We start from the raw sequence: 25,370 nt of genomic DNA on the forward strand, positions 1-25,370 counted from the left end.
GTGTATAGAGTTGTGGCGTGCCCGACGTTGCCGAACCCGCGCGGACCCCGCAGGAGCTCGTGATGACCCTGCTGGGCAGCTACGTGCGCCCGCGCGAGAGCCGGCGCGTGTGGTCCGGCGGGCTCGTCGCCCTGCTGCACGAGCTGGGGTTTTCCGACGGCGCGGCCCGGATCGCGCTCACCCGGCTCGTCCGCCGCGGCCTGCTGGCCCGGCACCGCGACGGCCGCCTGGTGCACTACTCGCTGACGCCGCGCACGGTCGCCCTGCTGGAGGCCGGTGACCGGCGGATCTTCGGCCTCGGCCGCCGCGCCGAACCGGCCGGGACCTGGACCGTGCTGTGGCAGAACATCCCGGAGACCCGCCGCCGGTCCCGCGAGCGGCTGGTGCGGCGGCTGCGGTTCCTCGGCTTCGGCCCGGTACAGGACGGCACCTGGCTCGCACCGCACGACCGGGAGGCCGAGGTTCTCGCCTTGCTGGCCGAGCTCGACGTCGCCGAGCACGCCGGGCTGATGCTCGGGACCCCGTCCGCCGCGCTCGACGTACGCCGGCTCGCCGGCCGGGCCTGGGACCTCGACGGCCTGTCCGCCCGGTACGCGGCGTTCGTCTCGGATTTCGGCGAGTACCCGCGCGATCTGCCGGACGGGCAAGCGTTCGCGGTACGCACCCGGCTCGTCCACACGTACCGCGAATTCCCTTCGCTCGACCCGGAACTGCCGTCCGAACTGATTCCCGCGCCGGGCACGCGGGCCGCCGCGGTCGAGCTGTTCCACGACCTCTATTCCGCGCTCGCCCCGCCGGCGCAGCGGCACTTCGACCGAACCCTGTCCACGAGATGAGGAACCCATGACCGGACCGAACGACCCCCAAGCCGCCCTCAGTTATACGTCGTACCTGGCTCTCGACGAGGTGCTCGGCGCGCAGCGCCCGCGTTCCGACGAGCACGACGAGCTGCTCTTCATCGTGATCCACCAGGTCTACGAGCTGTGGTTCAAGCAGATCCTGCACGAGGCCGCGTTCCTGCAGGAGAACCTCGAAGCGGGCAACACCGCCCACTCGATCCGCACGCTGCGCCGCATTCTCACCGTGCTCAAGGTGGTGGTGGCGCAGATCGACGTGCTGGAGACGATGACGCCGAGCCAGTTCACCAGCTTCCGGACCCGGCTCGACGCGTCCAGCGGCTTCCAGTCCGGCCAGTTCCGCGAGCTGGAGGCGGTGCTCGGCCGTCGCGACGAGCGGGTGTTCGCGCACTACCCCGAGGGCGGCGAGCAGCGCGCGCGGATCGCCTCGGCCATGCAGCGGCCGTCGGTGTTCGACTCGTTCCTGACGTACCTGTCCGGCAACGGCTACCCGGTGCCCACCGACCGCGACGTCACGCGCCCGCTCGAGCCCTCGCCGGAGCTGCAGGAAGTGCTGCTGAAGGTCTACCAGGACGACGGCGGCCCGTCGGTGGTCGCGGAATGCCTTGTCGACCTCGACGAGGGCCTGCAGGAATGGCGGTACCGGCACGTGAAGATGGTCGAGCGGACGATCGGCGACAAGACCGGTACCGGCGGCTCGTCCGGCGCGTTCTACCTCCGCAGCACGCTGTTCCAGCCGATGTTCCAGGACCTGTGGGCCGTGCGGAGCCGGCTGTGACCACGCTGGATTCCTTGCGCGCCAACGCAAACGCGCTCGCCCCGCACTACTCGCGGTTCGGCGTGGCCGACCGGCTGCTGCTGTCCGCGCATTCGCACCAGGCCTGGCCGGACGTCGCCGAGGAAGGCCTGCGGGAGGCGTTCGCCGACGCCGCACGGGACGTCGACGAGAAGTGGGGCCGCGCGTTCGCGAAGGCTGACGAACTCCGGGATGGCTTCCGGCAGTGGCTGTCCGATCCGCATGGCGACTACGCGCTCGGCCCGAACACGCACGAGCTCGTCCTCCGCTTCCTGTCGGCCCTGGACCTGCGGAAACGTCCGCGGTTGGTGACCACCGACGGCGAATTCCACACCCTGCGCCGCCAGCTCACTCGGCTGGCCGAGGAGGGGATCGAGGTCGTCCGGGTTCCGGCGGCTCCGGCGGCGACGCTGGCCGAGCGGCTGGCCGAGCAGGTCGACGACCGTACGGCCGCGGTGCTGGTGTCGGCGGTGCTGTTCGAGACGTCGTGGATCGTGCCCGGGCTGGCGTACCTGGCCGAAACGTGCCGCCGCCGGTCGGCCGAACTGGTCGTCGACGCGTACCACGCGGTCGGCGCAGTGCCGTTCCCGATGCACGACCTCGGGCTCACCGACGCGTGGGTGCTCGGCGGCGGGTACAAGTACCTCCAGCTCGGCGAGGGCAACTGCTTCCTGCGCCTGCCCGCGCACGCACAGGAACTGCGCCCGGTGATCACCGGCTGGTATGCGGAATTCGGCGCGCTGGCCAACGAACGACGGCCCGGCGAAGTCGCGTACGCCCCTGGTGGTGACCGATTCGCCGGAGCCACGTACGACCCGTCAAGCCATTACCGCGGGGTACGCGTGCAGAAGTTCTTCGCCGAACAAGGCCTGACCGCCGAGTTCCTGCGCGAGGTGTCGCAGCACCAGGTCGGGCTGCTGGCCCAGTGCTTCGACGACCTCGGCCTGCGGGAGGACGTCGTGACCCGCGATCGCGAGGCCCCGCTCGACGGCATCGCCGGCTTCCTCTCGCTGCGCAGCCCGGTGGCCGGGCGGCTGTGCGAAGGCCTGGCTGCCCGCGGGGTGCGCACCGACAGCCGGGGTCATTACCTTCGGTTCGGGCCCGCGCCGTACCTGTCCGACGCGCAGCTGACGGCCGCGATGTCCACCCTTCGGGAGGTTGTTGCGGAAGAGGGGTAATGCGGGTGGTGGCCCGGGATCGGGCGAAGTAGGTTGACGGTGTGCACTGCGGAGCGGGCAACCCCCGGCTCCCCGGTGTGCACCGTTTTCACTGCAACGCGCGGCCACGAACCGCGCGGGAGACAAAGGAGTCACCACCGTGACCGAAGGTGTGTTCGGCCGGCACAGCGGCCATGAACAGGTCGTGTTCTGCTACGACGAGGCCAGCGGCCTCAAGGCCATCATCGGGATCTACTCCACCGCGCTGGGACCGGCGCTGGGCGGCACCCGCTTTTACCCCTACGCCACCGAAGACGCCGCGATCGACGACGTTCTCGCGCTCTCCAAAGGAATGGCGTACAAGAACGCGCTCGCCGGGCTCGACCTCGGCGGCGGCAAGGCCGTGATCATCGGCGACCCGAACACGCTGAAGTCCGAAGCGCTCCTGCGCGCCTACGGCCGGTTCGTCGAATCCCTCGGCGGCCGCTACATCACCGCCTGCGACATGGGCACGTACGTCCACGACATGGACGTGGTCGCCCGCGAAACGCACTACGTCACCGGCCGCTCGCCCGAGGACGGCGGCGCCGGGGACTCGTCCGTGCTCACTGCTTTCGGCGTGTACCAGGGCATGCGCGCGTCCGCCGACCACGTGTGGGGCGGGCCCGAGCTGTCCGGCCGCCGGGTCGGCGTGGCCGGGGTCGGCAAGGTGGGGCACATCCTGGTGGGGCACCTCGTCGAAGCCGGGGCGCAGGTGGTGATCACCGACGTGTCCGCGCCTGCGGTGGAACGCACCCGGGCGGCGTACCCGGGTGTCGAGGTGGTGTCCGATGTGGACACCATGGTCGGCACCGAGCTGGACGTGTTCGCACCGTGCGCGATGGGCGGCGTGCTCACCGACGAGACCGTCGCGGCGCTGCGGGCACGGATCGTGTGCGGGGCGGCCAACAACCAGCTCGCGCATCCGGGTGTCGACAAGCTCCTCGACGACCGCGGCATCCTGTTCGCGCCGGACTACCTGGTGAACGCCGGTGGCGTGATCCAGGTCGACGACGAGCGGCACGGCTTCGACTTCGCCCGCGCGCAGCGTAAGACGGCGGCCATCTTCGACACGACGAAGGCGGTGTACGCGCTGGCCAAGGCCGACGGCGTACCCCCGGCCGCGGCTGCCGACCGGCTCGCCGAACGCCGGATGACCGACGTGGGCCGCCTGCGCTCGATCCTCACCGTGTAACTTCCCCCGAAAGCCGTGAAGGGAACCATCACGGAATCAGATTCCCTGATGGTTCCCTTCACGGACTTGAAGCCGGACCTGCCGGGGTCAGCCGCTCTTGCGGCGGAAAGTGCGTTTGTTCGCGGCCGGGCCGTGCGCGTGCTGGGAGTGCTGCCCGCCGTTCTCGTGGGACGCGCCTTCGCGGGCCTTCGCCTGCTTGCGCTCGAGCGCCTCGCGGAACTTGCGCTTGACGTCGCCCTCCTCGTCGCTGGATGCCGGTTGTGCTTCGCTCATGGCTGACCTCCGAAGGTGGCGACGTCGTACCCCGCCAGACTGGCACCATCCGGGCACCTTGGCGAGCCGATTTCACGGCGCGGCGACCCGGTGGTGGCTCGCCTCGGCAGGACGGCGCGGAGCAGGCACGGCCTCCGGAGGGGGCGGGGGAAGGACCCGGCGCCGGGCCCGCAGCACCGTCCCCGCGACCAGTCCCAGGACCAGCGCACCGGCCAGGACCAGCGCAACCCGGCCGGTGGCGGCGTCGAAGAGCAGGTCGCCCGCACGGCCGTACGCGAAGCCGGACAGCACAGCCCACGCGACGGCGGCAACCCCGGCCGCGGCGAGGGGAGTGGTGAGCATTGCCACTGCCGTGACCGCGAGCGCCACCGCGGCGACGGCGTAGCCCGGATGCGCGGTAGCCCCCGCGAGGTCCGCCGCGATCGCAGCCGCCACCACTGCCACACAGCCGAGCGGGAAGCCGAACCCGCCCGCAAGTCTCTCTTCGGTACGCATACCCCAGTGCACCCCGCGCGGGCGCGTGACCCAGGGTGCGCCGACGGCTTCCCTACGCTCCGGCCGGTGTTCTTGACGCCTTTTTGACCGGCCTCCGGCCCGAGCGGTGACTTTGCCGCCGCTGACGACGATCCTCATGTCCGAATCGCCATGCAACTGTGGGCACCTGGACGTCGCGCAGCCGTTCGGTGCGGGGCGGCGGTCCGGTGTTGCTCTTCTTGACCGGCCTCAGGCCGCGCGCGTGGTGGCGCGCTGGATGGCGTCCACGATGTCGGGCCACAGTGGTTCCGGGAGGTTGTGGCCCATTCCGGGCAGGATGACCAGTTCCGCGCCGGGGATTGCGGCCGCGGTCGCTTTCCCGCCGCTGACGTCGATCATCACGTCCGCGTCGCCGTGCAGCACCACCGTGGGCACCCGCACGTCGCGCAGTCGTTCGGTGCGGTCTCCCGATGCCACCACCGCCGCGGCCTGCCGCTGCATGCCGAACGGGTGCTGCGCGCGGTCGTAGGCGCGGGTTGCCTTGTGCCGCAGGTACTCCTCGGTCGCCGGATAGCCCGGCGAGCCGGTGACGCGATAGGCGGCGATGCTCTGCTCGATCGCCTCCTCGCGGGTGGCTGCGCGCTCGCGGGTGAGCGACGCGAGCGCGGCGGGTGAGGTCTGGCCGACCGCCGGGTCCCCGGTCGTCGACATGATCGACGTGAGGCTCAGCAGCCGGTCCGGATGGTCGATTGCCACCTGCTGCGCGACCATCCCGCCCATCGATGCGCCCACCAGGTGCGCCTTGGCGAATCCGAGCGCGTCGAACAGGCCGGTGACGTCGCCGGCGAGGTCCGGCAGCAGGTACGGTGCCTTGCTGGTCCCGGCCATGACGGCGGCGAGGTCGGGCACCCCGTGGTCGTCGAGTGACGTGGAGAGACCGGCGTCGCGGTTGTCGAACCGGACGACGTGGAAGCCGCGGCCGGCGAGCAGCTCGCAGAACCCCTCCTCCCACGTGATCATCTGGGCGCCGAGACCCATCACCAGCACGACCGGCGGCTGCGCCGGGTCGCCGAACGTGTCGTATTCGAGTTCGAGGCCGTTGGCCTGCGCGCGTGGCATACCCCAGATCATGCCCGAGCCCGCGGTGCCGGCGCCGGGTACGGTGAAATGCATGCCGACTTCGTCCTCGCGTACCGGGAGGAGCCCTCGTTCCCGCTCGGCCGCCGGACTGCCGGCGGTCACCGCCGGGAAGGTGATCGACGCCGCGGTGGCGCTCACCATCGAACGCGGCCTCGACAACTGGACGCTCCGGCAGCTGGCCGCAGCGATCGGCGCGTACCCGGCGGTGGTGTACCACCACGTCGGTGACCGGGACGCGGTCGCGTGCGCGGTGCTCGACCGCGTGGTCAGTCAGCTCCGGGTGCCGGACGAGACACTCCCGTGGCAGGAGTGGTTCGTCGAACTGCTCACCGACCTACGCGAGGTGCTGCGCCGGCACCCGGGCACGGCGCGGCGGATGGCGTCGTTCGGGCCTTCGCCGGAAGCCGCGGCGCCCACAGTGGACCTCGGCGTGCGGATCCTGACCGACGCGGGCTTCGGCGACGAGAGCCCGCTCGCCTACACTCTGCTCACCACCACCGCGTGCCAGTTCGTGGCGCTGGAGGACGACCGGGACGGCAGCCTCGCGCTGCGGCTCGGCAACACCGAGGCGTACGCGGCGTACCGCGACCGCGAGGACCTGCCGGGGATGGCCGCGCACGGCCGCGCGATGCACGAACTGCTCACCGACCCCGATCGTGCGGCCGGGTACCACACCCGCATGTTCGATTTCGCCATCCGCCGCTGCCTCGACGGGCTCACCCGTCATCTCGGCGCGTGATTGCTCCACCGGGAGGCTCCGCACTGGGCCGTCCGCGTGGTCGTGGTGAAAAGTCAGGTCGCGGCGGAGCGAACTGACACCGATTCGACGCCTGGCGGGCGTAGCGTGGAGAGGTACCGGGGGCATTGCCTCCGGAAGGGGCCCCCGGCACTTTCCTCCCCCCTCGTGGTGCCGGGGGTTCTCTTCCCTGCGGACGCGGTCAGGGCTCCGGCGGATGCTGGATGGCCGGGAACACCTGCGTCACCACGGTCACCAGCGACGCGCTCAGCAGCGTGTGCACCTGCTGGCGGTCGAGCGCGCCGTGCACCAGCCATTCGCGTCCGGCGGCCTTCACCATGCCCGCGAACGCCCGCACCGCCGCGTTCAGCTCCTCGCCGTGCTCGCTCTCGCGCGACAGTCCCATCGCTTCCAGCACCCGGTCGGCCGACGCGCGGTCGGCCTCGGCGACGATCCGGTCCACCTCCGGGTCCCGTCCGATGCCCTCCGGCGCGATCGCGGCGAGCCACATCTTCTCCTGGCCGCGCACCATTTCGAGCACCCAGTCGATGGCCACGCCCACCCGCAGCTCGAGCGGGCCGTCGGGCAGGATTTCCACGGCGAGCCGCGGCACGGTGAGCGCGCGCCGCACGATCTCCAGGTACAGCTCGCGTTTCGTGCCGAAGTAATGGTTGATGAGGCCGCGCGCGACCCCGGCCGCGGCCGCGATGTCCGAAGTGGACACTTCGGAGTACGGGCGCTCGCCGAACAGCCTTGCCGCACAGGCGTAGATCTGTTCCTTGCGCTCGTCCGGTTCGAGTCTCCGCCACTTCGGCGCCGGATCGGTGCTCATGCACCCCAGTTTCGCATGATCGGTTCAGTACGGCGGATTCATCCCGCCGGATGTCGCGAGGGCAGACACCATCGGCTGGCTACCCCCGGGTACGGGTTGACGGCGGAGGTCAGTCGGGGAGCGCGATCGGCGCGAGGTCGGCGAACCGGTCTCCCGGGCCGGGATTTGCCGGATCCGTTGCGCCGCCGAAGTGCCGCAGTACGCCCCACACCGCGTTGACCGCCGTCTGCACCGCGCCTTCGGCCCAGCCCGCGGTCCACGAAATGTCGTCACCGGCAAGGAAGAGACCACGCTGGGGTGCGGGCAACGTGTTCTGCATGAAATGGGTGAAAAGCCGGTGCTGGTACCGGTAATGCCCGGGCAGATTCGCCTTGAACGCACCCATGAAATGCGGTTCGGCCTCCCACGACACGGTCACCGGGTCGCCCACGAGATGCCGTCGCACGTCGACCCGCGGGTAGATCTCGCGCAGGGACTGGAGCATCACCTCGACCCGGTCGGACACGCCGAGCGGCAGCCACTTCAGCGAATCGTCGGCCCAGGTGTAGGAAAGGCAGATCACCGCGGGCCGGTCCGGATCGGTGCCGAGCAGGTAGGTGCCGCGCGGCATGCGGTCGGTGAGGGTCATGCTCATCGTGTCGCGGCCGGTGTCCGGGTCCGGATCGAGCCAGAACGGACGGTCGACGGGAACGAAAACCTTCGACGACGCCATGTAGTGCGTGCGCTCGATGGCGGTCCAGTGGTCGATCGGGAACAACGCCTCGTCGCACTCGATTTTCGACAGCAGCAGCCAGCTCTGCGCGGTGAACACGGCGGCGGGGAACGTGCGGATGTGGCCGGAGGTGTCGGTGACCGTGAGGTTGTCCGGCGCGGTGCGATGCAGCCGCGTGACACCGGGTCGCGGGGTTCCGTTTTCGTGCAGGGCAGCGAGATTCGTCCCGGACGGCCAATGCGCCAGCTGCTCCGGAACGTGTTCCCACAGCCGCTGCGGAAGCTGTCCGCTGCCGCCGACGATGGTGCGGTGCTCGTCGTCCGCGCCGGTGTAGACGACGCGGAGGATTTCGAGGATCGAGTTGGGGAAGTCGGTGTCCCAGCCACCGGTACCGAATCCGACCTGACCGAAGATCTCCCGGTGCCGAAAGGAGGCGAAAGCCGGGGAGTCACAGAGGAATCCGTAGAAAGTCTGGTTGTCGAGCCGGGGTACCAGCTCGTTCCAGATCTGCTTGATCGTGGCGGTATCGCGGTCGCGGATCGCCTTCTGCATCTCGGCGAACGACGCGTGCTCGTCGAGCGTGCGCTGCCATGCGCGGGCCACTTCGCCGTACACCGCGGGTAGGTCGTCCGGCGTGCGCGCGTAGTGACTGTGGCCCTTGAGATCGACGACCGTACTCGGCGTGGCGGACGACAACGGGTTCGGAAACGGCACCGTTTCCAGCCCGACTTTGCGGAGATAGTGGAACAACGCGGTCGACGACGGCGGAAAGCGCATCGCACCCATCTCGGCGACGACGTCGTCCGGCAGCCCGGGGAAGCGGTGCGTCCGCAGCCGCCCGCCGATTCCGGCGATCTCGTACACCACCGGCCGCAGCCCGAGTTTCATCAGCTCGTACGCGGTCACGATGCCGGACAGGCCGCCGCCGATCACCGCGACCTCGGTGCCGTGCACCTGCGCCGGAACCGTGCCGAGCCCGGCCGGATGCGCGAGGTGATCGTCGTAGGCGAACGGGAAATCGGGGCCGAACATCGTGATCGGCCGCCCGCCGGGCTCTTCGGCGTGGATCGCGGCGGGGACTGCGGAGGTCATGCGCCGGGTCCTTCGGTCAGGGAGCGGTAGAGCGACGGCCGCCGGTCGGCCAGGTAGGTTGTTTCGGCCCGGGCCCTGGCCAGCAATGCGGGGTCGATGTCGGCGAACACCAACTCCGAGCCGTCGCCCGCCTTCGCGACGACCTCGTCGGGAGAAGCGATGGTCGAGTGGCCGCAGTAGGTCAGCTCGCCTTCGGTGTCGCAGCGGTTCGCGTACACCACGTAAAGCTGGCTTTCGTGCGCGCGAACCGGAATGAGCAAGTCGGCGATGCGTTCATAGGGCCGCATCAACGCGGTGGGCACGAGGAGCACCTGCGTGCCCGCGAGTGCGTGCGCGCGGACCGTCTCGGGGAACTCGACGTCATAACAGATCAGCAGGCCGACCCGCACGCCGCCGAGTTCAGCCTGAACCACCGGATCGTCGCCGGGGGAGAACTGGCCGCGGTCGAGATCGCCGAAGAGGTGCGTCTTACGGTAGTTCGCGAGCCGTTCCCCTTGTGCGGACAGCAATTGCGCCGAGTTGTACACGGCCTCGCCATCGCGTTCGGGGTAGCCGTAGACCAGCGCGACGCCGTGCTTGGTGGTCAGCACACCCAGTTCGGCGGCGAGGGGTCCGTCGGCTGGTTGAGCTCGTTCGGCGACGGCGGCTGCGCCGATGTTGTAACCGGTCGTGCCCATCTCGGCGGTCACGACCAGGTCGGCGCCGTGTTCTGCCGCGGTGGCCATCGCGTCCGGCAGCCGGTCGTACGGTCCTTGGTGGACAGTGATGATCATTAAGCCTCCGAGGGTACTGAGCCACGGTATCGATCGGATTGCACCTCGGAAAACCAGAATTCATTGTGAATCGGCCGCGAATTGCAGTGATTCATTGTTCCGACGGGTCGGCCGCGTCTTCGGGTTCGTCGGGCAGCAGCAGGGTGAACGTCGGCGGGTGCGGATGCGACAGCCGCAGCCGTCCTCCTTCGGCCTCGGCCAGACTGCGGGCCAGCCGGAGCCCGATCCCGTGCCCACCGGCAGTGTGCTCGGTGAAGGGATCGCGTTCCCCCAGGTCAGGACCCTCGTCGAGGACGTCGACGGCGAGCGCGCCACCGGCGTCGCGGGCCCGCACGGTGATCGTGCCCCGGCCGTGCAGCACGGCGTTGTCCAGCAGGACCGCGAGTACCTGCCGGACCGCCGGGGCCGACGCCCGCACCAGCGGCGGATCGGTGACCTCCAGCCGCAGTCTCCGGCCGCCGGGCAACGGGATGTCAAGCAGCTCGGCGAGCAGCGCGTCGAGGTCGAGGACGTCGCGGGGCGCGCGGCGTTCCCGGGACAGCGCGAGCAAGTCCTCCACCGTGCGTTCCAGCCGGTCGGCCGCGGTGATCCCGGCGCGGACCGCGGTGTACGGATCCTGCCCCGGCGTTTCGAGCGCCGACTCCAGCTGCAACCGCAGCGCGGCCAGCGGTGTGCGCAGCTGGTGCGACGCCTCGGCGGAAAACGCCCGTTCCCGTTCGAGCGTCTCGCCGATCCGGGTGGCGGTGACGTCGAGCGCGGCGCCGACGCGGTCGATCTCCGCAACGTCCGAACGCGGGGCGCGGGCGGTGAAATCGCCCTCGCCGAGCCGGGCCGCGGCACCGGCGAGGTCCTCCAGCGGACGGGTCAGCCGCGCCGCGATCCGCCGCGCGACCAGCCAGCTCGCGAGCACCGCGGCGACCGCACATCCGGCCATCACCAGCCAGATGACCCCGACGTCCTGGATCAGCGCGGTCCGCGGCACGGCCGCGCGCACGATGCCGGTGAGCTCGGCACCGGTGAGCACCGGCACGGCGAGGACGTCGTCGTCACCGACCCGCTGGTTGAGCATGTCGGTGCGGGTCGCGGCGACCCCGCGCACGACGTTGTCCGCGCTCGCCGGGCCCTCCCCGGCCAGCAGCCGCCCGGCCGGATCGTAGACGCCGACCTTTGCGCCGTACTCGGTTTCGGGCAGCTGCAACGGTTTTCCCTCGGCGAGCGCGTGGGACACCGCAACCGCCGCGCCGTCCGCGGCCCGCTCCAGCTCGGACGTCGTATGCGTGCGGAAGTACCACAGCACCCCGATCGCGAGCGGCAGCCCGAAAAGACTCGTCGCCAGAACCGCGGCCAGCACAGTGAGCGTCACGATCCGGCGGCGCACGCGCTCAGCCTTCCTCGAGCCGGTACCCGTGCCCGCGCAGCGTGGCGATCTTCGGGATCTCGAACGGCGACTGCGCGGCCGCGGAGAGCTTGCGCCGCAATGCGGCAATGTGGACGTCGAGGGTCTTGGTGGACCCGTGCCAGTGCGAGTCCCAGACTTCGGCCATCAGCGTGTCCCGGCTCACCGCCTGCCCCGGCTGGGCGGCCAGCCGCGCGAGGAGGTCGAACTCCCGCGCGCGCAGCGCGACCTCGCGCCCGCTGAGGCTCACCCGCCTGCTCGCGGTGTCGACCTCCAGCGCACCGACCCGGACCACCGGCGTCGACGGCGCGGCCGGGGCGCCCCGGCGCAGGTGCGCGCGGACCCTGGCCAGCAGCTCGGCCAGCCGGATCGGCTTCGTGAGGTAGTCGTCGGCGCCCGCCTCGAGCCCGACCACCACGTCCATCTCGTCGGCCCGTGCGGTGAGGATCACCACCACCGCGCCGGGCATCGCGGCCCGCAGCCGACGGCACACCTCGACGCCGTCGACGTCGGGCAGGCCCAGGTCCAGCAGCACGAGGTCGGCCGCGGTCTCCCGCAGGGCGCTCCGCCCGTCCCGGCACCACTGCACGGTGTGGCCGTGCCCGCGCAGCGCGGCGTCGAGAACGCTGCCGATTGCCGCGTCGTCCTCGACCACCAGTACCTTCGCCACCTCCGCAGGGTAACCGGCGCGGTCCGGCCGTCGCCGCCCCGTCCACAGTGGACGCGCAGCGCGGTGACCCGCGCGTCGGGCATAGTGGCTGGCATGCTCGGCCTGTACCCGGAAATCGACCCGTACGACCACGGCCTGCTGCCGGTCGGCGACGGCAACTCGGTCTACTGGGAGGAATGCGGCAACCCCGAAGGCAAACCGGTCGTGTTCCTGCACGGCGGGCCAGGGGGCGGGGCATCCGCGCGGCACCGGCGGCTCTTCGACCCGAGCCGCTACCGGATCGTGCTCTTCGACCAGCGCGGCTGCGGTCGCAGCACCCCGCACTGCAGTACGTCCGACGCCGATCTGGCGGTGAACACGACCTGGCATCTGGTGTCCGACATGGAGCGGTTGCGGGAGGACCGGGGGATCGATCGCTGGCAGCTGTTCGGCGGTTCGTGGGGCAGCGTGCTCGCCCTCGCGTATGCCGAAACCTACCCCGCGCGGGTGACCGAGCTGGTGCTGCGCGGGGTCGCGACGCTGCGGGTCAAGGAGGTGCAGTGGCTGTTCGGCGGGGGAGCGGCCTGCCTGTTCCCGGAGGCGTGGTCGAAGTTTCTCGCGCCGGTGCCGTATCCACGCCGCAGCGGCAACCTGCTCGAGGTGTACCACGAACTGCTGAACCATCCGGATCCGGAGGTGCACGGGCCTGCCGCGCTCGCGTGGAGCCGGTGGGAGGGCGAGACGGTGAAATTCACCCCGCAGGAGGAGGTGGTGGCGGCGTTCAGCGAGCCGGAGTTCGCGCTCGCGATCGCGCGGATCGAGAACCACTACTTCCGGCACGGCGGCTGGCTCGCGCCCGACCAGCTGATCCGCGGCGCCGGGAAGCTCTCGGGCATCCCGTGCGTTCTCGTCCAAGGCAGGTACGACGTGGTCACCCCCGCCACCACGGCCTGGGAACTCGCGCAGGTGCTGCCGGGTGCGGAGTTGCGGATGATCGGCGATGCCGGACATGCCTTCGACGAGCCGGGCACGCTGCACGAGCTGATCAGCGCCACCGATCGGTTCGCCGCGGAGCAGGGGCCTGCGCCGGGATAGGACGACGAAGGGAAACCCATGCTGTTCGGTGACGAGCACGTCCGCCGCTACGAGGAGACCGACGGGGCGGTCGGCCACGACTGGGAGAAGGGCGCGCCGGTCCTCGTGCTCACCACGAAGGGCCGCAAGACCGGGCAGGACCGCAAGTTCGCCCTGATCTACCAGGAAGAGGACGGCAACCCGGTGATCGTCGCCTCCAAGGGCGGCGCGCCGAACCACCCCGGCTGGTACCTCAACCTGCTGGCGAACCCCGAGGTCGGCGTGCAGGTGAAGGCGGACAAGTTCACCGCGACTGCCCGCACGGCCACCGGCGAGGAGCGCGCGCGGCTGTGGGGGAAGCTCGCCGCGGTGTGGCCGGACTACGACAACTACCAGACGAGGACCGACCGCGAGATCCCCGTGGTGGTGCTCGAGCGGGTGTGATCCCGGTCCTGCGCGGCGCCGAACCGGGGTGAGTTCGGCTACGAATGACTCTCATGGCGCTGCGCACCCGCTGGACCCCGCTCGAGGGTGAGCTGCTCGGTTTTTTCGGGATGCAGGCGTACGGCAGGCGGTTCGCCCGTGCCGGTCGCGGAGCCTGGTACCACGTCGCGATCGAGGTGGTGTGGCAGCTGCTCGCCGCGCTGAGCCGGTTCCGCGTGCGCGGCGCGCGGCACCTTCCGTCCTCGGGCGGGGTCGTGGTGGCCTCCAACCACCTGTCGTTCGCCGATCCGGCCACGCTCACCGCGTTCTGCCTCGGGGCCGGCCGGGTGCCGCGTTACCTGGCGAAAGCGAGCCTGTGGCGGGCCCCGGTGATCGGGTCGGTGATGCGCTCGGGCAAGCACATCCCGGTGCACCGCGGCGCGCCGACCGCGTCCGGGGCGTACCGGGATGCCGTCGCGGCGGTCCGGGCAGGCGAGTGTGTGGCGATCTTCCCGGAGTCCACGTTCTCGACCGACCCGGACCGCTGGCCGATGAAGGGCAAGACCGGCGCGGCCCGGATCGCGCTGGAGACGGGCGTCCCGGTGATCCCGGTGGCGAACTGGGGTACGCACGAGCTGCTGCCCCGGGGCGCGTGGTTCCCGCGCGGTCTCCCGCGGCGCACCGTGGAGCTGGTCGCCGGTCCGCCGGTGGACCTCGCCGACCTGCACGGCCTCGCCCCGACCAGGGAAGTGCTGGAGGAGGCGACGGGCAGGATCATGGCCGCGGTGACCGAGCTGCTCGCCGGGATCCGGGCCGGGTGAGCTCGCGGTCACGCCGCTTTCCCGGCTTGTGGCGGGTAGTTTCGACGGTATGAGCGCACACTATGACGTTGCGGTCCTCGGGGCCGGAGTCGGTGGGTACGTCGCGGCGATCCGGGCTTCGCAGCTCGGCCTGAGCGTGGCGGTCGTGGAGGAGAAATACTGGGGAGGGGTGTGCCTCAACGTCGGCTGCATCCCGTCGAAGGCATTGCTGCGCAACGCCGAACTGGCGCACACCGTGAAGGACGAAGCTGCGACGTACGGTATTTCGTCCGACGGCGAGATCCGCTTCGACTACACCGCGGCGTACGAACGCAGCCGCAAGGTCGCCGACGGCCGCGTCAAGGGCGTGCACTTCCTGATGAAGAAGAACAAGATCACCGAATACGACGGGCACGCCACCTTCGTCGACGCCCACACCCTCGAGGTCAACGGCGAGCGGCTCACGTTCGACCACGGAATCATTGCCACCGGCGCAACCGCGCGGCTGCTGCCCGGGACGCAACGCAGCGAGCGGGTGGTCACTTATGAGCAGCAGATCCTCGAAAGCGAGCTCCCGGACAGCATCGTGATCGCCGGCGCGGGTGCGATCGGGGTGGAATTCGCCTACGTACTGCGCAATTACGGCGTGGACGTGACGATCGTCGAATTCCTCGACCGGATGGTCCCGCTCGAAGACGCCGAGGTGTCGGCTGAGCTCGCGAAGCGCTACCGCAAGCTGGGGATCAAGGTACTCACGGGCACGAAGGTCGAGGCAATCGACGATTCGGGCGCCAAGGTGCTGGTGACCGTGTCGAAGAACGGCGAGCAGCAGGTCATCGAGGCGGACAAGGTGTTGCAGGCCATCGGTTTCCGCCCGAACGTGGAAGGTTATGGTCTCGAAAACACCGGCGTCGCATTGACGGAACGCGGCGCCATCGCGGTGGACAGCCGAGGCCGCACGAACGTCCCGCACCTGTACGCCATCGGCGACGTGACCGCGAAGCTCATGCTGGCCCACGCCTCGGAATCGATGGGCATCGTAGCGGCCGAGACGATCGCCGGCGCGGAAACGATGGAACTGGACTTCGTGATGATCCCGCGGGCCACGTACTGCCAGCCCCAGATCGCCAGCTTCGGCTGGACCGAGGAACAGGCCCGGGACAAGGGCTTCGACGTGAAGGTGGCCAAGTTCCCCTTCACCGCCAACGGAAAAGCCCACGGCCTCGGCGACGCGGCCGGTTTCGTGAAAATCCTGAGCGACGCGAAGTACGGCGAACTGCTGGGTGCGCACCTGATCGGCCCGGACGTGACGGAGCTGCTGCCGGAACTGACACTGGCCCAGCAGTGGGATCTGACAGTGCACGAGATCTCCCGGAACGTCCACGCACACCCGACCCTGGGGGAGGCGGTGAAGGAAGCGGTGCACGGACTGGCCGGTCATATGATCAACTTCTGATCCTTTCGGTTGCCCGTGCGGGGGTTTGCGCCTGGTGGGTGGTGGTTCGCGGTTTGCAGCGCGGGTGGCAAACCATCGCGGGTGATGTCGGAGAACTGGTGAGGGCCCGCGCCCGGGTCGTGCGCACTGAGCGGGTCCCACGCCGGATTTCGTGCCCGGAACAGGCATTCTCCGGTCACGTGTCCAGGCTGCCGCCCGTCGAACCGGCGGCGAACTCTCCCGAATCCACCTGTTTTGCCCACCATTTTCGCCCGCTCTCGGAGAGAGAGTGCAGAGGATCGTAGTAGCAATACCGGCGGTCCAAAGCTTCCGGATCGCCTGCTTCGATGCTGGTGCGATAGTTTTTGGTCCAATAGGAGATGCCGAGTTCTCGATCGTATTCGGCAACTTGATGAACCCAGCGCTTGCCGACGTAGGGAACGTCGCAGATGATGCGCGGCGTGGCGTAACCGGGAAGGTACCCCATGATGGCGGTTTGCAGGTGCTGGGCTTCCCCCAGCGACAGCCGCCAGTGTTCGGCGTTGGGGATCATATCGCACAGGTAGAAGTAGTAAGGCAGAATGTTGGCTTCACCCTGCAGTGCGAAGCACAGGTCCAGCAATGCGCGGGGGGTGTCGTTGACCCCGCGCATCAGCACCCCTTGATTGCGAACGTCGCGGACCCCGGCGTCCAGCATGGCATGAGCAGCCTCGGCCACCAGCGGAGTCACCGATTGGACATGGTTGACGTGAGTGTGAATGGCCAGGTTGACTCCCCGGCGACGAGCCGCGCGAGCGACCCGCCCCATGCCTTCGACAACGGTCGGCTGAAGCCAGTGCTGTGGCAAACCCGCCAGTGCTTTCGTGGCCAGGCGGATGTCCCGCACGCTGTCGATCTCCAGCAGCCGGCTCAGGAAATTCTCGAGTTGCCGCCACGGCACGTTCGCCACGTCACCGCCGGACACCACGACATCCCGCACCGCCGGTGTGCGCCGGAGATAGCCGAGCATCCGATCCTGGCGATCGATCGGTTTCAAGACCAGCCGGTGCTTGTCCACCTGCGGGGTGGAATTCCCGACCAGGTCCATCCTCGTGCAGTGCCCGCAGTATTGCGGACAGGTCGACAGCAGCTCCGCCAGCACCTTGGTCGGATAGCGGTGGGTCAATCCCTCGACCACCCACATTTCTGCCTCGTGCAGGGAATCGCGGGACGAGTACGGGTGCGAGGGCCACTCCCGTTCCCGGTCCGATTCCAGCGGAAGCATGTACCGGCGAATCGGATCGGCATAGAACATCCCGGTGAAATCCGACGGCGATGCCGCGCCGGCCGGCGCCATGGTGTTGATCATCTGCGGCGGGATCAACATCGACATCGTGGCCCACCTGGCAGCGTCGGCGGCAAGGTCCTCGTAGGCGGCCTCGCTGAGCAGATCTCCCATGACCGCGCGCAACTGCCGGAGGTTCTTCACGCAGGAAACCCGTTGCCACTGGGGATCTCGCCACTGTTCGGCGGTGATGTGCCGCCAGCCCGGAAACCTCCGCCAGTCGGGTTCGTGCAGTTCGGGGCGAACGTACTCGTACGGCTGTTCATCAACGGACGGCGAAGAATCCGGCCTGGTCAACGGTGACAGATTCATCGGCCGCCTTCGGACGCTGCGGTCAGCCGCTCGGCCACCCGCTCGCTCAACTGACGGAGACCTCCGGCCGTGATCAATTCGGTCATGCTGAGCCGGACTCCGTAATGGTCGCTGATATTGCGCGCCAGATCGATGAGTTCCAGGGAGTCGATTCCGGTTTCGTGGTAGCAGACGTTCTTCGGCAGTGTCTCGGCCGACACCATTTTCATGTCCGCCACCATCGAGGTGAGATAGCCGAGCACTGTCTCTGCGCCGTATTCCACGGCACGATGAACCTTGTCCGGGCTTGGCAGGACAGGAATCACGATACGCTCCGTTCTACCGGTGATTCAGGTGATTCAGGTGATGATTCGTTTCTCCAGAGCTGCCACAAAGCGGCGTACTGCTCGTTGGCCGCCAGTAGCTGCTCGTGGCTGCCGTGAGCGGCGACCCGGCCCTGATCCATGAGCACCACCCGGTCGGCGTGCTGCACCGGGTCGAGCTGGTGGGCAATCGCGATCACGGTCCGGCCGGAGAACACCGCGGCAAGCGACCGTTCCACCTGCCGCGAGGTCCGCCGATCCAATGCCGCGGTGGCCTCGTCGAGGATGAGGACGCGGGGGTTCGCCAGCATCATCCGTGCCAGCGCCAGCTGCTGGGCCGCCGACGCGGGGACCGGCTGACCGCCGGATCCGATCTCCGTTTCCAGGCCGTCCTCCAGCGAGGAAACCCAGCCGTCCGCGCCGACGGTGCGGATCGCGTCCCACAGCTGGTCGTCGGTCCAGTCTCCGCTGCCTGCCGGTGGTTCCGCCAAAGTGAGGTTGTCTCGCACGCTTCCGGCGAAGACGTAATTCTCCTGGGTGATCAAGGCGACCGCACGGCGTAACCGGTCAGCCGGCAATGCGCCGATCCCGACCCCGCCGACGGTGATCGTTCCGGACGTCAGCGGATGCACTCCGGCGATCAGGCCGGCGAGAGTCGTCTTGCCCGCCCCGGACGGCCCGACCACCACGACGTGCTCGCCGGGACGGATGTCCAGGGTGACATCGTGCAGGACCTCCCGGTCCGGGGAGTACCCGAATCGGACGTTGCGCAAGTGCACGGACGCATCGGTGAGTTCGGCGGGTTCGGGAGCCTCCGGTGCCGAGTCGCGTTCGAGCCGGTCCACTCCGAGAATACGGCGCAGGGCGGCACGGGCCATCAAAAGCTCGTCCTGCCACACCATCAGCTCGCTCACCGGTTCGAGCAGCATGTCGGCGTAGACGATCATGGCGGAAAGCGCGGCGACCCCCACCAGGCCGTTGAAGTAACACCAGCCACCCACCAGCAGGATCAGCGCGGTGGGCAAGAATGCGCTCAGGTCCAGCACCGGGAAGAACACAGTGCGCAAGTTGATGGTTCGCCGTTGCGTTCGCGCTGCGCGGTCGAGCGCCAGGTCATTGTGTGCAATCCGTTGCTTCTCAAGCCGCAGTGCCTCAACGGTGGCGGCAGCTTCGACAGTGTCGAGGCTGCTTGTCTGCACCTCAGTCCACTGAGCGAGAAGGCGTTCGTAGGCAGGGACCGCACGCCGCCGGTACCACCGCTCGCTGACAATGATCACGGGAACGGTGACGAGGACGACCAGCGTCAGAATCGGCGAGGTCAGCGCCATCGCGGCGACAGTGAGCGCAATCGTGAGGACTGCGTGGAAGATCCTGGGCAGCGCATCCCGGACGCCGTCATTCAGCCGATCGACCTCCGTGGTGGCCCGCGCAACCAGCTCACCAGGGGCCACCGACTCCATGACGCGAAGCGGCAAGCGGGTCACCCGGCGAACGAAGTTTTCCCTCGTCGTGGCCAGCACCCGTTCGCCGACCTGCGCGGTCAGCGTGGCGGCAACCTTGCTCAGCAAAGCCTGTGCGACCAGCGCGGCCAAGAACGCCATGGCCAGGCCGTCGATGGTCGCCACCGCGGACTCACCGTTGACCGACTCGACCAGCTGTCCCAGCAACTTGGGTCCCGCCAGTTCGGCTGCCAGCGCCAGCACGGACAGCACCACCACCGACGTCGTCCGGAAACGATGGGTCCGCAGCTGGCAACGCAGCCAGTCCCGGAGGTCTCGCGACCCGGCCATCGGCAACTGGCTCATCCGGAACTCACCGGACCGACCAGGATCCCCTCGGCGACCGAGGTACCTTCCGCCGGAAGCTCGTAGCTGTGGTCCGCGACGTCCGACCAGAGCGAGCTCTGGCTCAGCACGATCGTGGTCCGGCCCCGCCTCAGGTTCGCGACCGCCGCGGCGATCCGCGCTTCGGTGTGTGCATCCACCGCGGACGTCGGATCTTCCAGGATCAGGACTCCAGGATCGGCGTACAGCGCCCGTGCCAGCACGAGCCGTTGCCGCTGACCGCCGGAGAACCTCCGGCCACCGATATCGATCTCCTCGTCGAGCCCGGCCGGCAACGCCTCGACGACGTCGGTGACGTCCGCGGCACGCAGCGCCTCGGACAGGCGTGGGCCTTCTCCGGCCGGCCGTCCGGCTCGCAGGACGGCGCCCAGCCGTCCGGCGAGCAGCACGTCGATGCTCCGGCACAGCAGAATCCGTTGCCGCACCTCAGGTACCGCTGCCTCGTGCAACGGCACCTCACCTGCCCGCACGGGCAGGGCGTGCGGAGTGTCGTGGTATCCGGCAAGGCGGGCACCGAGCGTTTGCGAGTCCTGGACTGCGACGGAGACGGTGGTCAGCTTTCCCGGCGCGAAGGTCATCCCGGTGGCAGAGTCATGCAGGGGAAACGGTCCGGAGGGCAAAGCGGTCGGCTCGCGCGGCGTGGTGACCACCGGAGTGAGCTGCCGGAACTGCGCGATCCGGTCCGCGGCGACTGCCGCGGCGCTGATCGTTCCGGTGGCATCGATCACGAGCCCGATGACGTGCCAGAGGAACATGGCGGCGCCGTACAGCGTGACAAGCCGGCCCGGGGCCAGATCACCGGAAAGGGACAACCGGGCACCGAGCCAGACGACGCCCACCGTGATCAAGCCAGGAAGCAAGGTGCCTGCTGCGGTCAGCCACGCCTCCGTGCGCCCGACCGCCTCGCCGGTACGCCGCACTCGCTGGCTGACCTCGACGAATCGTCCGGCGAACCGCCGCTCCCCGCCGATTCCCCGCAGCACCCGCAGACCGCCGATCGCATCGACCGAGCGCGCGGCAGCCTCGTCCAGTTCGTCGCGTCTTTCCTCGTTACGCCGGCGCAAGGGGGCGAGCAACGGGCGGATCCCCACGACGGCGATGGGTACCCCCAGCAAGACGACCCAGCCGAGTTCCGGTGCAGTCGACATCATCAAAACGGCCACGACACCGAAACCCAGTACGGCCCCGACGGTGCGCCCGACGATCTCGAAACCATCACTGATGCTGTCCACGTCGGCAGAAAACATCGCCACGACGTTCCCGGTACGAATTCGGCTCGGCAACCCGCTGCCCAGCCGGGTGACGTGCCGGAGCAGTTTTCGCTGGGTGCCCACCGCCGCGTGCAACGCGCTGAGATCGGCCGCCCGATCGAGCGCACCTCCCGTCAGTGCTTGCAGAAGCACCAGCGCAAGGGCCATCAGGAAGGAGCTGAAGAGCCGACCGCTGTCTCCGGACAGAATCCCTTCGTCGATGGCGTCGCCGGCCACAAAGGGAAACAGCGCTCCGGGCAGGATCCACAGCGCGCCCATGACAATGCTGACCAGGAACGGAACCGGGTGCGCACGGGCCAGGTCCAGCAGAAACCGCTTGCCCCCCTTCGCATTCCGGCCGGCGGCGCCGCGGCGGCCGGACGCACTCATCCGGCGGCACGCGAGTAGCGGTCGTGGGTCGCATTGCGGTCGACCTTGCGCGTTCTGGTGTAAATCAGCCTCGGCACCACCTCGAGGGTGTCCGGGACCAGATACGGCGGGACATGGGCCCACAGGTACTGGAGAACGTCTCCCGCCAGCTCGTCTTTGGCCGCCTTCCGGTGCGGTACCAGGTATGCCGCGAGGGCGTTGTGGTCACCTTTGGCGAACTCGGAGACCGAAACCGCGCGGACCCCGGGGTGACGGCCGATCCAGGTCTCCACCTCTCCGAGATCCACCCGGATGCCACGCACTTTCACGGTCTGGTCGGAACGCTCACGAAAAATCACCCTGCCGTGGGCATCCAGGGTCACCAGGTCCCTGGTCCGGAAGTAGCGCCGCGGCCCGTCGCCGTGGTCGAGAGTCGGGAACCGCTCGGCGGTGAGCTCGGGCCGGTTGTGGTAGCCCAACGCCAAATTCTCCCCGGCCAGCAGCAGCTCTCCTTCCGCTCCGGCGGCGGTGACGAGCCGGCCGGCGTGGTCGACGATCCGTTGCTCCACGTGCGGCAGGGGGGTGCCGATCGGCACCGGACCGCTCGTGTACGCCGCCGCGCCCGCCAGCGGACCGGCCAGCTCGCAGGAATGGGTCACCAGCGCAGTTTCGGTGGAACCATAAGTATTGAGCAGGCGGACGTGACCGGCGCCGAGCTGATTCCAGCGTTCGAGCATATCGGGCCGCGCCGCCTCACCACCGATAACCACCAAGCGCAGGGACTGCGGCAGCTTCCGGCCTTTCGTCAGCAGATAGCCGACGAATTCATGCCAGTACACCGTAGGCAGATTGAGCACGGAGACAGAGCCGTCGGCGAGCATTCCGTAGAGATCGATGTCGGCATGGTCGTCGATCACCAATGTCGCGCCGACACAGAGGGTCGGAAGGATTTCCTCCAGGCTGGTGTCCCAGAACAACGGCGTGAAATGCAGTACTCGATCGCCGGGGACGATGCCGTAAAGGTCGATCAGTCCGGGGATCACCGCATTCAGTGCCCGGCGTGGCACGGCGACGCCTTTCGGCTCTCCGGTGCTGCCGGAAGTGAAGAGCAGGTATGCCGGGTCATCGGGAGCAGCTTCCGGGTGAACCCCGGCGGCCGCGTCCGGCTCATTTCCGCTCCATGGGCGGACCAGGTGCACCGTCTGCGGCGCCGGATCATCCTCCTTGGTGACGATGACCTCCTCGCAGCCCACGTCGGCCAGCATCGCCTCGAGCCTGCTCACCGGCGATGCCGGATCGAGTGCGCAGTACGCTCGCCCGGCTGCCAAAATTCCGAGAGCCGATGCGACTGTGCGCCAGCTGAAGCTCTCGATCACCCCGACGGGAAACGTCGGATCTCCGGCTGCCGATACCGTTCCGGCGATCACGCGAACCCAATCGGCGAGCTCGCGATAGCTGACCGATCTCCCGTTATCGACAATTGCCACCCGATCCGGAACCCGATCGGCCACCTCAAAGAAGCCGACCATGAAATCGACTCCGACGTGCTTCGGACGGCCAGAATCCATGACGGAATTTTCTCCCATTTTCCCTGTGATTTCAGAGCGCTTTCCCCAAAGATAGCCACGGCCGGCCAAACCGTGGAGCGGCGCACCGCGAAACCTTCACGTTCGACCGTTCATCCCTGCACCAACAGGCAGTTGTGCGGATAAGAGACATACGACACGAAGTTTCGCACCGATACCGCGAGCCAAGGCGCTGGAAACGATCTGGACAAATCCGAAATGCGGCCGCTCGTGAGCCGCACCGGGGTTCGTGCAGCCACCCTTGTGACGTCGGCAACATGTGCATTCACCCCGAGAGCCATCCCGGCCACGCCGGATTCTCCAGGCCTCGGGTAGCGGTTTCCTCATCGAGAGCCCGCTGAATATCTTTCATTTTTTCTTCGGTTCAGACGCGAACGGCTGTCGGCCGCATCATTACGGCCGCGCGTAACCCGTTGGGTACTGGGCATGCCCGATGATCCCGCCCCCGATGCCCCCGTACACCCCACCCCGAACTGCTCCCACCATGTGAGCGATCCCGGCAGTTAACACTTTGGTCGGTGGTCTCCGTCGCGGTCGCTCTCTAGATTCACGTGACGACAGTCGGTGGCCGGGCGCCAGGACAGGAGTGATCGATGAACAGAATGAGCCGGGTCGTCGCGCGGTCGGCGCCGCTGGCGGTCGGGGTGGTGCTTGCCGGGAGCGGGGTGGCGGTGGCACAGCCGACCACCGCAAACACCGCCGACGCGCGCACCGGAGCCGGGATCAGCGCGCTCCAGGGCATCAAGAAATCCCTCACCCCTGCCGAGCGGAAGCAGTCCAGCCAGCTCGTCGTCGAGAAGCGCCTGCGAGCCGACAAGGGGCTCGCTGCTCAGCTGCCCGACTACCGCACCGGGCTGCCGGTCACCGACGCCGGCACGGTGTCCGTCGACATCGCCGGGTCCGCCGGGTCCGCCATCGCGAAGGCCGTGCGCGCGGCGGGAGGCACGGTCCAGGCGACGGCGTCCAACGGTGCCGTCCGTGCGCAGATGCCGCTTGCTGCGGTCGACCGGATTGCCGCGCGCAGCGACGTCCGGTCCGTCCAGCCCGCGACCCAGGCGATGACCTGGAACGAGCCGGACGCCCAGCGTCGTCAGCTGGCCAAGAAAGCCGTAGCCGCTACCCAGGTCTCCGAGGGCGACAAAGCCCACGGCGCCGACACCGCCCGCACGCAGTACGGCGTCAACGGCAGCGGCGTGAAGGTCTGCGTGCTCTCCGACGGCGTCAACTCGCTCAAGAAGTCGCAGACCGCCGGGGAGTTACCCGCCGTCGACGTGCTGCCCGGTCAGTCCGGCAGCGGCGACGAGGGCACCGCGATGCTCGAGATCATCCACGACCTCGCGCCGGGCGCCGCGCTCGGTTTCGCCACGGCGTTCACCAGCGAGGCGAGCTTCGCCGACAACATCCGCGCGCTGCGGAACACCGGCAAGTGCACGGTGATCGTCGACGACGTGGCGTACTTCGACGAGTCGCCGTTCCAGGACACGCAGGTCGCGCAGGCGGTCAACGACGTCACCGCGGCCGGCGCGCTCTACTTCTCCTCCGCGGGCAACTCCGGCAACCTCACCGACGGCACCAGCGGCTACTACGAGGGCGACTTCCGCTCGTCGGGCACCACCCTGCCGGGCATCACCGGCACGCCGCACGACTTCGACCCGGCCGCCGGCGTCCAGACCACCGACCCGCTGTCCGCGGGCTCGCTCGGCAGGCCGGTCACGCTCTTCTGGTCCGACCCGTGGGGGCACTCGGCCAACGACTACGACCTGTTCCTGCTCAACGCGTCCGGCAGCGTCGTCGCCTCCAGCGACAACCCGCAGAACGGCTCGCAGAACCCGTACGAAAATCTGACCGTGCCGAGCTCCGGTTCCGGCTACCGCGTCGCGGTGGTCAAGTACAGCGGCGCGGACCGGTTCATCGCGCTCAACGTGATCCGCGGCCGGTTCGTCGCGGCGGGCTCGCTCAAGGCGTTCAGCACCGCAGGCGTCACCTCGGGGCACTCCGCGGCGGCTGCGGCGTTCTCGGTGGCGGCGGCTCCGGCTGCGGCCGCGTTCGGGCGTCCGCTCGAAACCGGTGACCCGGCGAACCCGGCCGGTCCGTACCCCGGCCTGTTCACCTCGGCGAGCAAGTGGGAGCGCTTCACCTCGGACGGTCAGCGGCACCTCTTCTACAACGCCGACGGCTCCGCCATCACCCCGGGCAACGTGTCGTCCACCGGCGGCGCGACCCGCGCGAAGCCGGACGTCACCGCTGCGGACGGCGTCGCCACCTCGGTGACCGGCTTCCAGCCGTTCTTCGGCACGTCGGCGGCCGCTCCGCACGCGGCGGCGATTTCGGCGCTGCTGTTGTCCGGCAAGCCGTCGGCTACCTCGGCCGACATCCGCACGGCTCTCGTGTCGAGCGCCCTCGACCTGGGTGCCTCCGGGTACGACGCGGTGACCGGCAACGGCGTGATCATGGCCGGTCCGGCGCTGGCCGCGCTGGGCGTCCCGCAGAAGTAACCGAAGACGGGGGAGGGTTCCGGCGCGGGAACCCT

At 69.0% G+C, this 25,370-nt stretch carries 23 protein-coding genes; 10 read left to right on the top strand and 13 right to left on the bottom strand.

Annotated features, from left to right (window positions below; genetic code table 11):
* Positions 1 to 62 precede the first annotated feature (62 nt).
* From OO71_RS24800 to OO71_RS24815, 4 genes are all read left to right on the top strand, one after another.
* Positions 63 to 836 (top strand): PaaX family transcriptional regulator, encoded by a 774-nt coding sequence (locus tag OO71_RS24800; protein ID WP_156096522.1) that lies wholly within the window; start codon positions 63 to 65, stop codon positions 834 to 836.
* Positions 837 to 843: 7 nt separating this feature from the next.
* Positions 844 to 1,635: a tryptophan 2,3-dioxygenase gene (locus OO71_RS24805; protein WP_033292275.1), complete on the top strand. Its 792-nt coding sequence runs from the start codon at positions 844 to 846 to the stop codon at positions 1,633 to 1,635.
* Positions 1,632 to 2,831 (top strand): aminotransferase class V-fold PLP-dependent enzyme, encoded by a 1,200-nt coding sequence (locus tag OO71_RS24810; protein ID WP_033292321.1) that lies wholly within the window; start codon positions 1,632 to 1,634, stop codon positions 2,829 to 2,831. The genes OO71_RS24805 and OO71_RS24810 overlap by 4 nt, the downstream gene beginning before the upstream one ends.
* Before the next feature lie 139 nt (positions 2,832 to 2,970).
* Complete coding sequence (locus tag OO71_RS24815) at positions 2,971 to 4,044, top strand: Glu/Leu/Phe/Val family dehydrogenase (protein WP_033292276.1); 1,074 nt, start codon at positions 2,971 to 2,973, stop codon at positions 4,042 to 4,044.
* A gap of 87 nt (positions 4,045 to 4,131) precedes the next feature.
* On the opposite strand, the gene OO71_RS24820 is transcribed toward OO71_RS24815, so the two are convergent.
* From OO71_RS24820 to OO71_RS24830, 3 genes are all read right to left on the bottom strand, one after another.
* Positions 4,132 to 4,317 carry a DUF5302 domain-containing protein gene (locus OO71_RS24820; protein WP_033292277.1) on the bottom strand — a complete coding sequence of 62 codons (186 nt, stop codon included), beginning with the start codon at positions 4,315 to 4,317 and terminating at the stop codon, positions 4,132 to 4,134.
* A 72-nt stretch (positions 4,318 to 4,389) separates the two neighbouring features.
* Entirely contained in the window at positions 4,390 to 4,812 is a 423-nt protein-coding gene (locus tag OO71_RS24825; RefSeq protein WP_033292278.1) for a hypothetical protein, read from the bottom strand.
* A 228-nt stretch (positions 4,813 to 5,040) separates the two neighbouring features.
* Complete coding sequence (locus OO71_RS24830; protein WP_033292322.1) at positions 5,041 to 5,910, bottom strand: alpha/beta fold hydrolase; 870 nt, start codon at positions 5,908 to 5,910, stop codon at positions 5,041 to 5,043.
* Positions 5,911 to 5,962: 52 nt separating this feature from the next.
* Between OO71_RS24830 and OO71_RS24835 the strand changes: the two genes are divergently transcribed.
* Positions 5,963 to 6,670, top strand: a complete 708-nt coding sequence (locus OO71_RS24835; RefSeq protein ID WP_033292279.1) for a TetR/AcrR family transcriptional regulator — start codon at positions 5,963 to 5,965, stop codon at positions 6,668 to 6,670.
* Positions 6,671 to 6,869: 199 nt separating this feature from the next.
* On the opposite strand, the gene OO71_RS24840 is transcribed toward OO71_RS24835, so the two are convergent.
* The 5 genes from OO71_RS24840 to OO71_RS24860 form a co-directional block, all read right to left on the bottom strand.
* On the bottom strand, positions 6,870 to 7,499 hold the full coding sequence (locus OO71_RS24840) for a TetR/AcrR family transcriptional regulator (protein ID WP_033292280.1): 630 nt from the start codon (positions 7,497 to 7,499) through the stop codon (positions 6,870 to 6,872).
* 109 nt (positions 7,500 to 7,608) lie between these two features.
* Positions 7,609 to 9,303, bottom strand: coding sequence for a flavin monoamine oxidase family protein (locus tag OO71_RS24845; protein ID WP_033292281.1), 1,695 nt, complete (start codon positions 9,301 to 9,303; stop codon positions 7,609 to 7,611).
* Entirely contained in the window at positions 9,300 to 10,076 is a 777-nt protein-coding gene (locus OO71_RS24850; RefSeq protein ID WP_033292282.1) for a carbon-nitrogen hydrolase family protein, read from the bottom strand. Before OO71_RS24850 ends, OO71_RS24845 begins: the two co-directional genes overlap by 4 nt.
* Before the next feature lie 91 nt (positions 10,077 to 10,167).
* Positions 10,168 to 11,454 carry a sensor histidine kinase gene (locus tag OO71_RS24855; protein ID WP_033292283.1) on the bottom strand — a complete coding sequence of 429 codons (1,287 nt, stop codon included), beginning with the start codon at positions 11,452 to 11,454 and terminating at the stop codon, positions 10,168 to 10,170.
* Between the two features lie 4 nt (positions 11,455 to 11,458).
* Positions 11,459 to 12,142: a response regulator transcription factor gene (locus OO71_RS24860; RefSeq protein WP_033292284.1), complete on the bottom strand. Its 684-nt coding sequence runs from the start codon at positions 12,140 to 12,142 to the stop codon at positions 11,459 to 11,461.
* Positions 12,143 to 12,235: 93 nt separating this feature from the next.
* Between OO71_RS24860 and pip the strand changes: the two genes are divergently transcribed.
* From pip to lpdA, 4 genes are read left to right on the top strand one after another with little or no spacing between them, the layout of a single operon-like run.
* A complete protein-coding gene (pip, locus tag OO71_RS24865; protein ID WP_033292285.1) occupies positions 12,236 to 13,216 on the top strand; it encodes a prolyl aminopeptidase in 981 nt (326 codons plus the stop codon).
* An 18-nt stretch (positions 13,217 to 13,234) separates the two neighbouring features.
* Positions 13,235 to 13,639: a nitroreductase family deazaflavin-dependent oxidoreductase gene (locus tag OO71_RS24870; protein ID WP_033292286.1), complete on the top strand. Its 405-nt coding sequence runs from the start codon at positions 13,235 to 13,237 to the stop codon at positions 13,637 to 13,639.
* A 44-nt stretch (positions 13,640 to 13,683) separates the two neighbouring features.
* Positions 13,684 to 14,439 (top strand): lysophospholipid acyltransferase family protein, encoded by a 756-nt coding sequence (locus OO71_RS24875; protein ID WP_033292287.1) that lies wholly within the window; start codon positions 13,684 to 13,686, stop codon positions 14,437 to 14,439.
* 49 nt (positions 14,440 to 14,488) lie between these two features.
* Positions 14,489 to 15,874 (top strand): dihydrolipoyl dehydrogenase, encoded by a 1,386-nt coding sequence (gene lpdA, locus OO71_RS24880; RefSeq protein WP_033292288.1) that lies wholly within the window; start codon positions 14,489 to 14,491, stop codon positions 15,872 to 15,874.
* 175 nt (positions 15,875 to 16,049) lie between these two features.
* Here lpdA and OO71_RS24885 read toward each other — a convergent pair whose 3' ends face one another.
* Genes OO71_RS24885 through OO71_RS24905 form a run of 5 tightly spaced genes read right to left on the bottom strand, consistent with a single transcriptional unit; the run spans position 16,050 to position 22,891 of the window.
* Positions 16,050 to 17,489 (bottom strand): KamA family radical SAM protein, encoded by a 1,440-nt coding sequence (locus OO71_RS24885; protein WP_051792078.1) that lies wholly within the window; start codon positions 17,487 to 17,489, stop codon positions 16,050 to 16,052.
* The gene (locus OO71_RS24890) at positions 17,486 to 17,752 is read right to left on the bottom strand and encodes an acyl carrier protein (RefSeq protein WP_033292289.1); all 267 of its coding nucleotides are present in this window, start codon (positions 17,750 to 17,752) and stop codon (positions 17,486 to 17,488) included. Before OO71_RS24890 ends, OO71_RS24885 begins: the two co-directional genes overlap by 4 nt.
* Positions 17,753 to 17,790: 38 nt before the next feature.
* Positions 17,791 to 19,596, bottom strand: a complete 1,806-nt coding sequence (locus OO71_RS24895; RefSeq protein ID WP_033292290.1) for an ABC transporter ATP-binding protein — start codon at positions 19,594 to 19,596, stop codon at positions 17,791 to 17,793.
* A complete protein-coding gene (locus tag OO71_RS24900) occupies positions 19,593 to 21,275 on the bottom strand; it encodes an ABC transporter transmembrane domain-containing protein (RefSeq protein WP_051792083.1) in 1,683 nt (560 codons plus the stop codon). Before OO71_RS24900 ends, OO71_RS24895 begins: the two co-directional genes overlap by 4 nt.
* Complete coding sequence (locus OO71_RS24905) at positions 21,272 to 22,891, bottom strand: amino acid adenylation domain-containing protein (RefSeq protein WP_211260598.1); 1,620 nt, start codon at positions 22,889 to 22,891, stop codon at positions 21,272 to 21,274. Before OO71_RS24905 ends, OO71_RS24900 begins: the two co-directional genes overlap by 4 nt.
* Positions 22,892 to 23,433: 542 nt before the next feature.
* Here OO71_RS24905 and OO71_RS24910 point away from each other — a divergent pair.
* A complete protein-coding gene (locus tag OO71_RS24910) occupies positions 23,434 to 25,335 on the top strand; it encodes a S8 family peptidase (RefSeq protein WP_033292291.1) in 1,902 nt (633 codons plus the stop codon).
* The last annotated feature ends 35 nt before the right edge of the window (positions 25,336 to 25,370 follow it).

It is taken from the genome of Amycolatopsis jejuensis (assembly GCF_000717335.1).
Taxonomy (GTDB): domain Bacteria; phylum Actinomycetota; class Actinomycetes; order Mycobacteriales; family Pseudonocardiaceae; genus Amycolatopsis; species Amycolatopsis jejuensis.

Coding starts and splice junctions, on each gene's coding strand:
- OO71_RS24850 (WP_033292282.1), bottom strand. CDS start 10,076: ATGATCATCACTGTCCACCAAGGACCGTACGACCGGCTGCCGGACGCG.
- OO71_RS24830 (WP_033292322.1), bottom strand. CDS start 5,910: ATGCCACGCGCGCAGGCCAACGGCCTCGAACTCGAATACGACACGTTC.
- OO71_RS24820 (WP_033292277.1), bottom strand. CDS start 4,317: ATGAGCGAAGCACAACCGGCATCCAGCGACGAGGAGGGCGACGTCAAG.
- OO71_RS24900 (WP_051792083.1), bottom strand. CDS start 21,275: ATGAGTGCGTCCGGCCGCCGCGGCGCCGCCGGCCGGAATGCGAAGGGG.
- pip (WP_033292285.1), top strand. CDS start 12,236: ATGCTCGGCCTGTACCCGGAAATCGACCCGTACGACCACGGCCTGCTG.
- OO71_RS24800 (WP_156096522.1), top strand. CDS start 63: ATGACCCTGCTGGGCAGCTACGTGCGCCCGCGCGAGAGCCGGCGCGTG.
- OO71_RS24895 (WP_033292290.1), bottom strand. CDS start 19,596: ATGAGCCAGTTGCCGATGGCCGGGTCGCGAGACCTCCGGGACTGGCTG.
- lpdA (WP_033292288.1), top strand. CDS start 14,489: ATGAGCGCACACTATGACGTTGCGGTCCTCGGGGCCGGAGTCGGTGGG.
- OO71_RS24825 (WP_033292278.1), bottom strand. CDS start 4,812: ATGCGTACCGAAGAGAGACTTGCGGGCGGGTTCGGCTTCCCGCTCGGC.
- OO71_RS24835 (WP_033292279.1), top strand. CDS start 5,963: ATGCCGACTTCGTCCTCGCGTACCGGGAGGAGCCCTCGTTCCCGCTCG.
- OO71_RS24875 (WP_033292287.1), top strand. CDS start 13,684: ATGACTCTCATGGCGCTGCGCACCCGCTGGACCCCGCTCGAGGGTGAG.
- OO71_RS24805 (WP_033292275.1), top strand. CDS start 844: ATGACCGGACCGAACGACCCCCAAGCCGCCCTCAGTTATACGTCGTAC.
- OO71_RS24870 (WP_033292286.1), top strand. CDS start 13,235: ATGCTGTTCGGTGACGAGCACGTCCGCCGCTACGAGGAGACCGACGGG.
- OO71_RS24885 (WP_051792078.1), bottom strand. CDS start 17,489: ATGAATCTGTCACCGTTGACCAGGCCGGATTCTTCGCCGTCCGTTGAT.
- OO71_RS24840 (WP_033292280.1), bottom strand. CDS start 7,499: ATGAGCACCGATCCGGCGCCGAAGTGGCGGAGACTCGAACCGGACGAG.
- OO71_RS24845 (WP_033292281.1), bottom strand. CDS start 9,303: ATGACCTCCGCAGTCCCCGCCGCGATCCACGCCGAAGAGCCCGGCGGG.
- OO71_RS24910 (WP_033292291.1), top strand. CDS start 23,434: ATGAACAGAATGAGCCGGGTCGTCGCGCGGTCGGCGCCGCTGGCGGTC.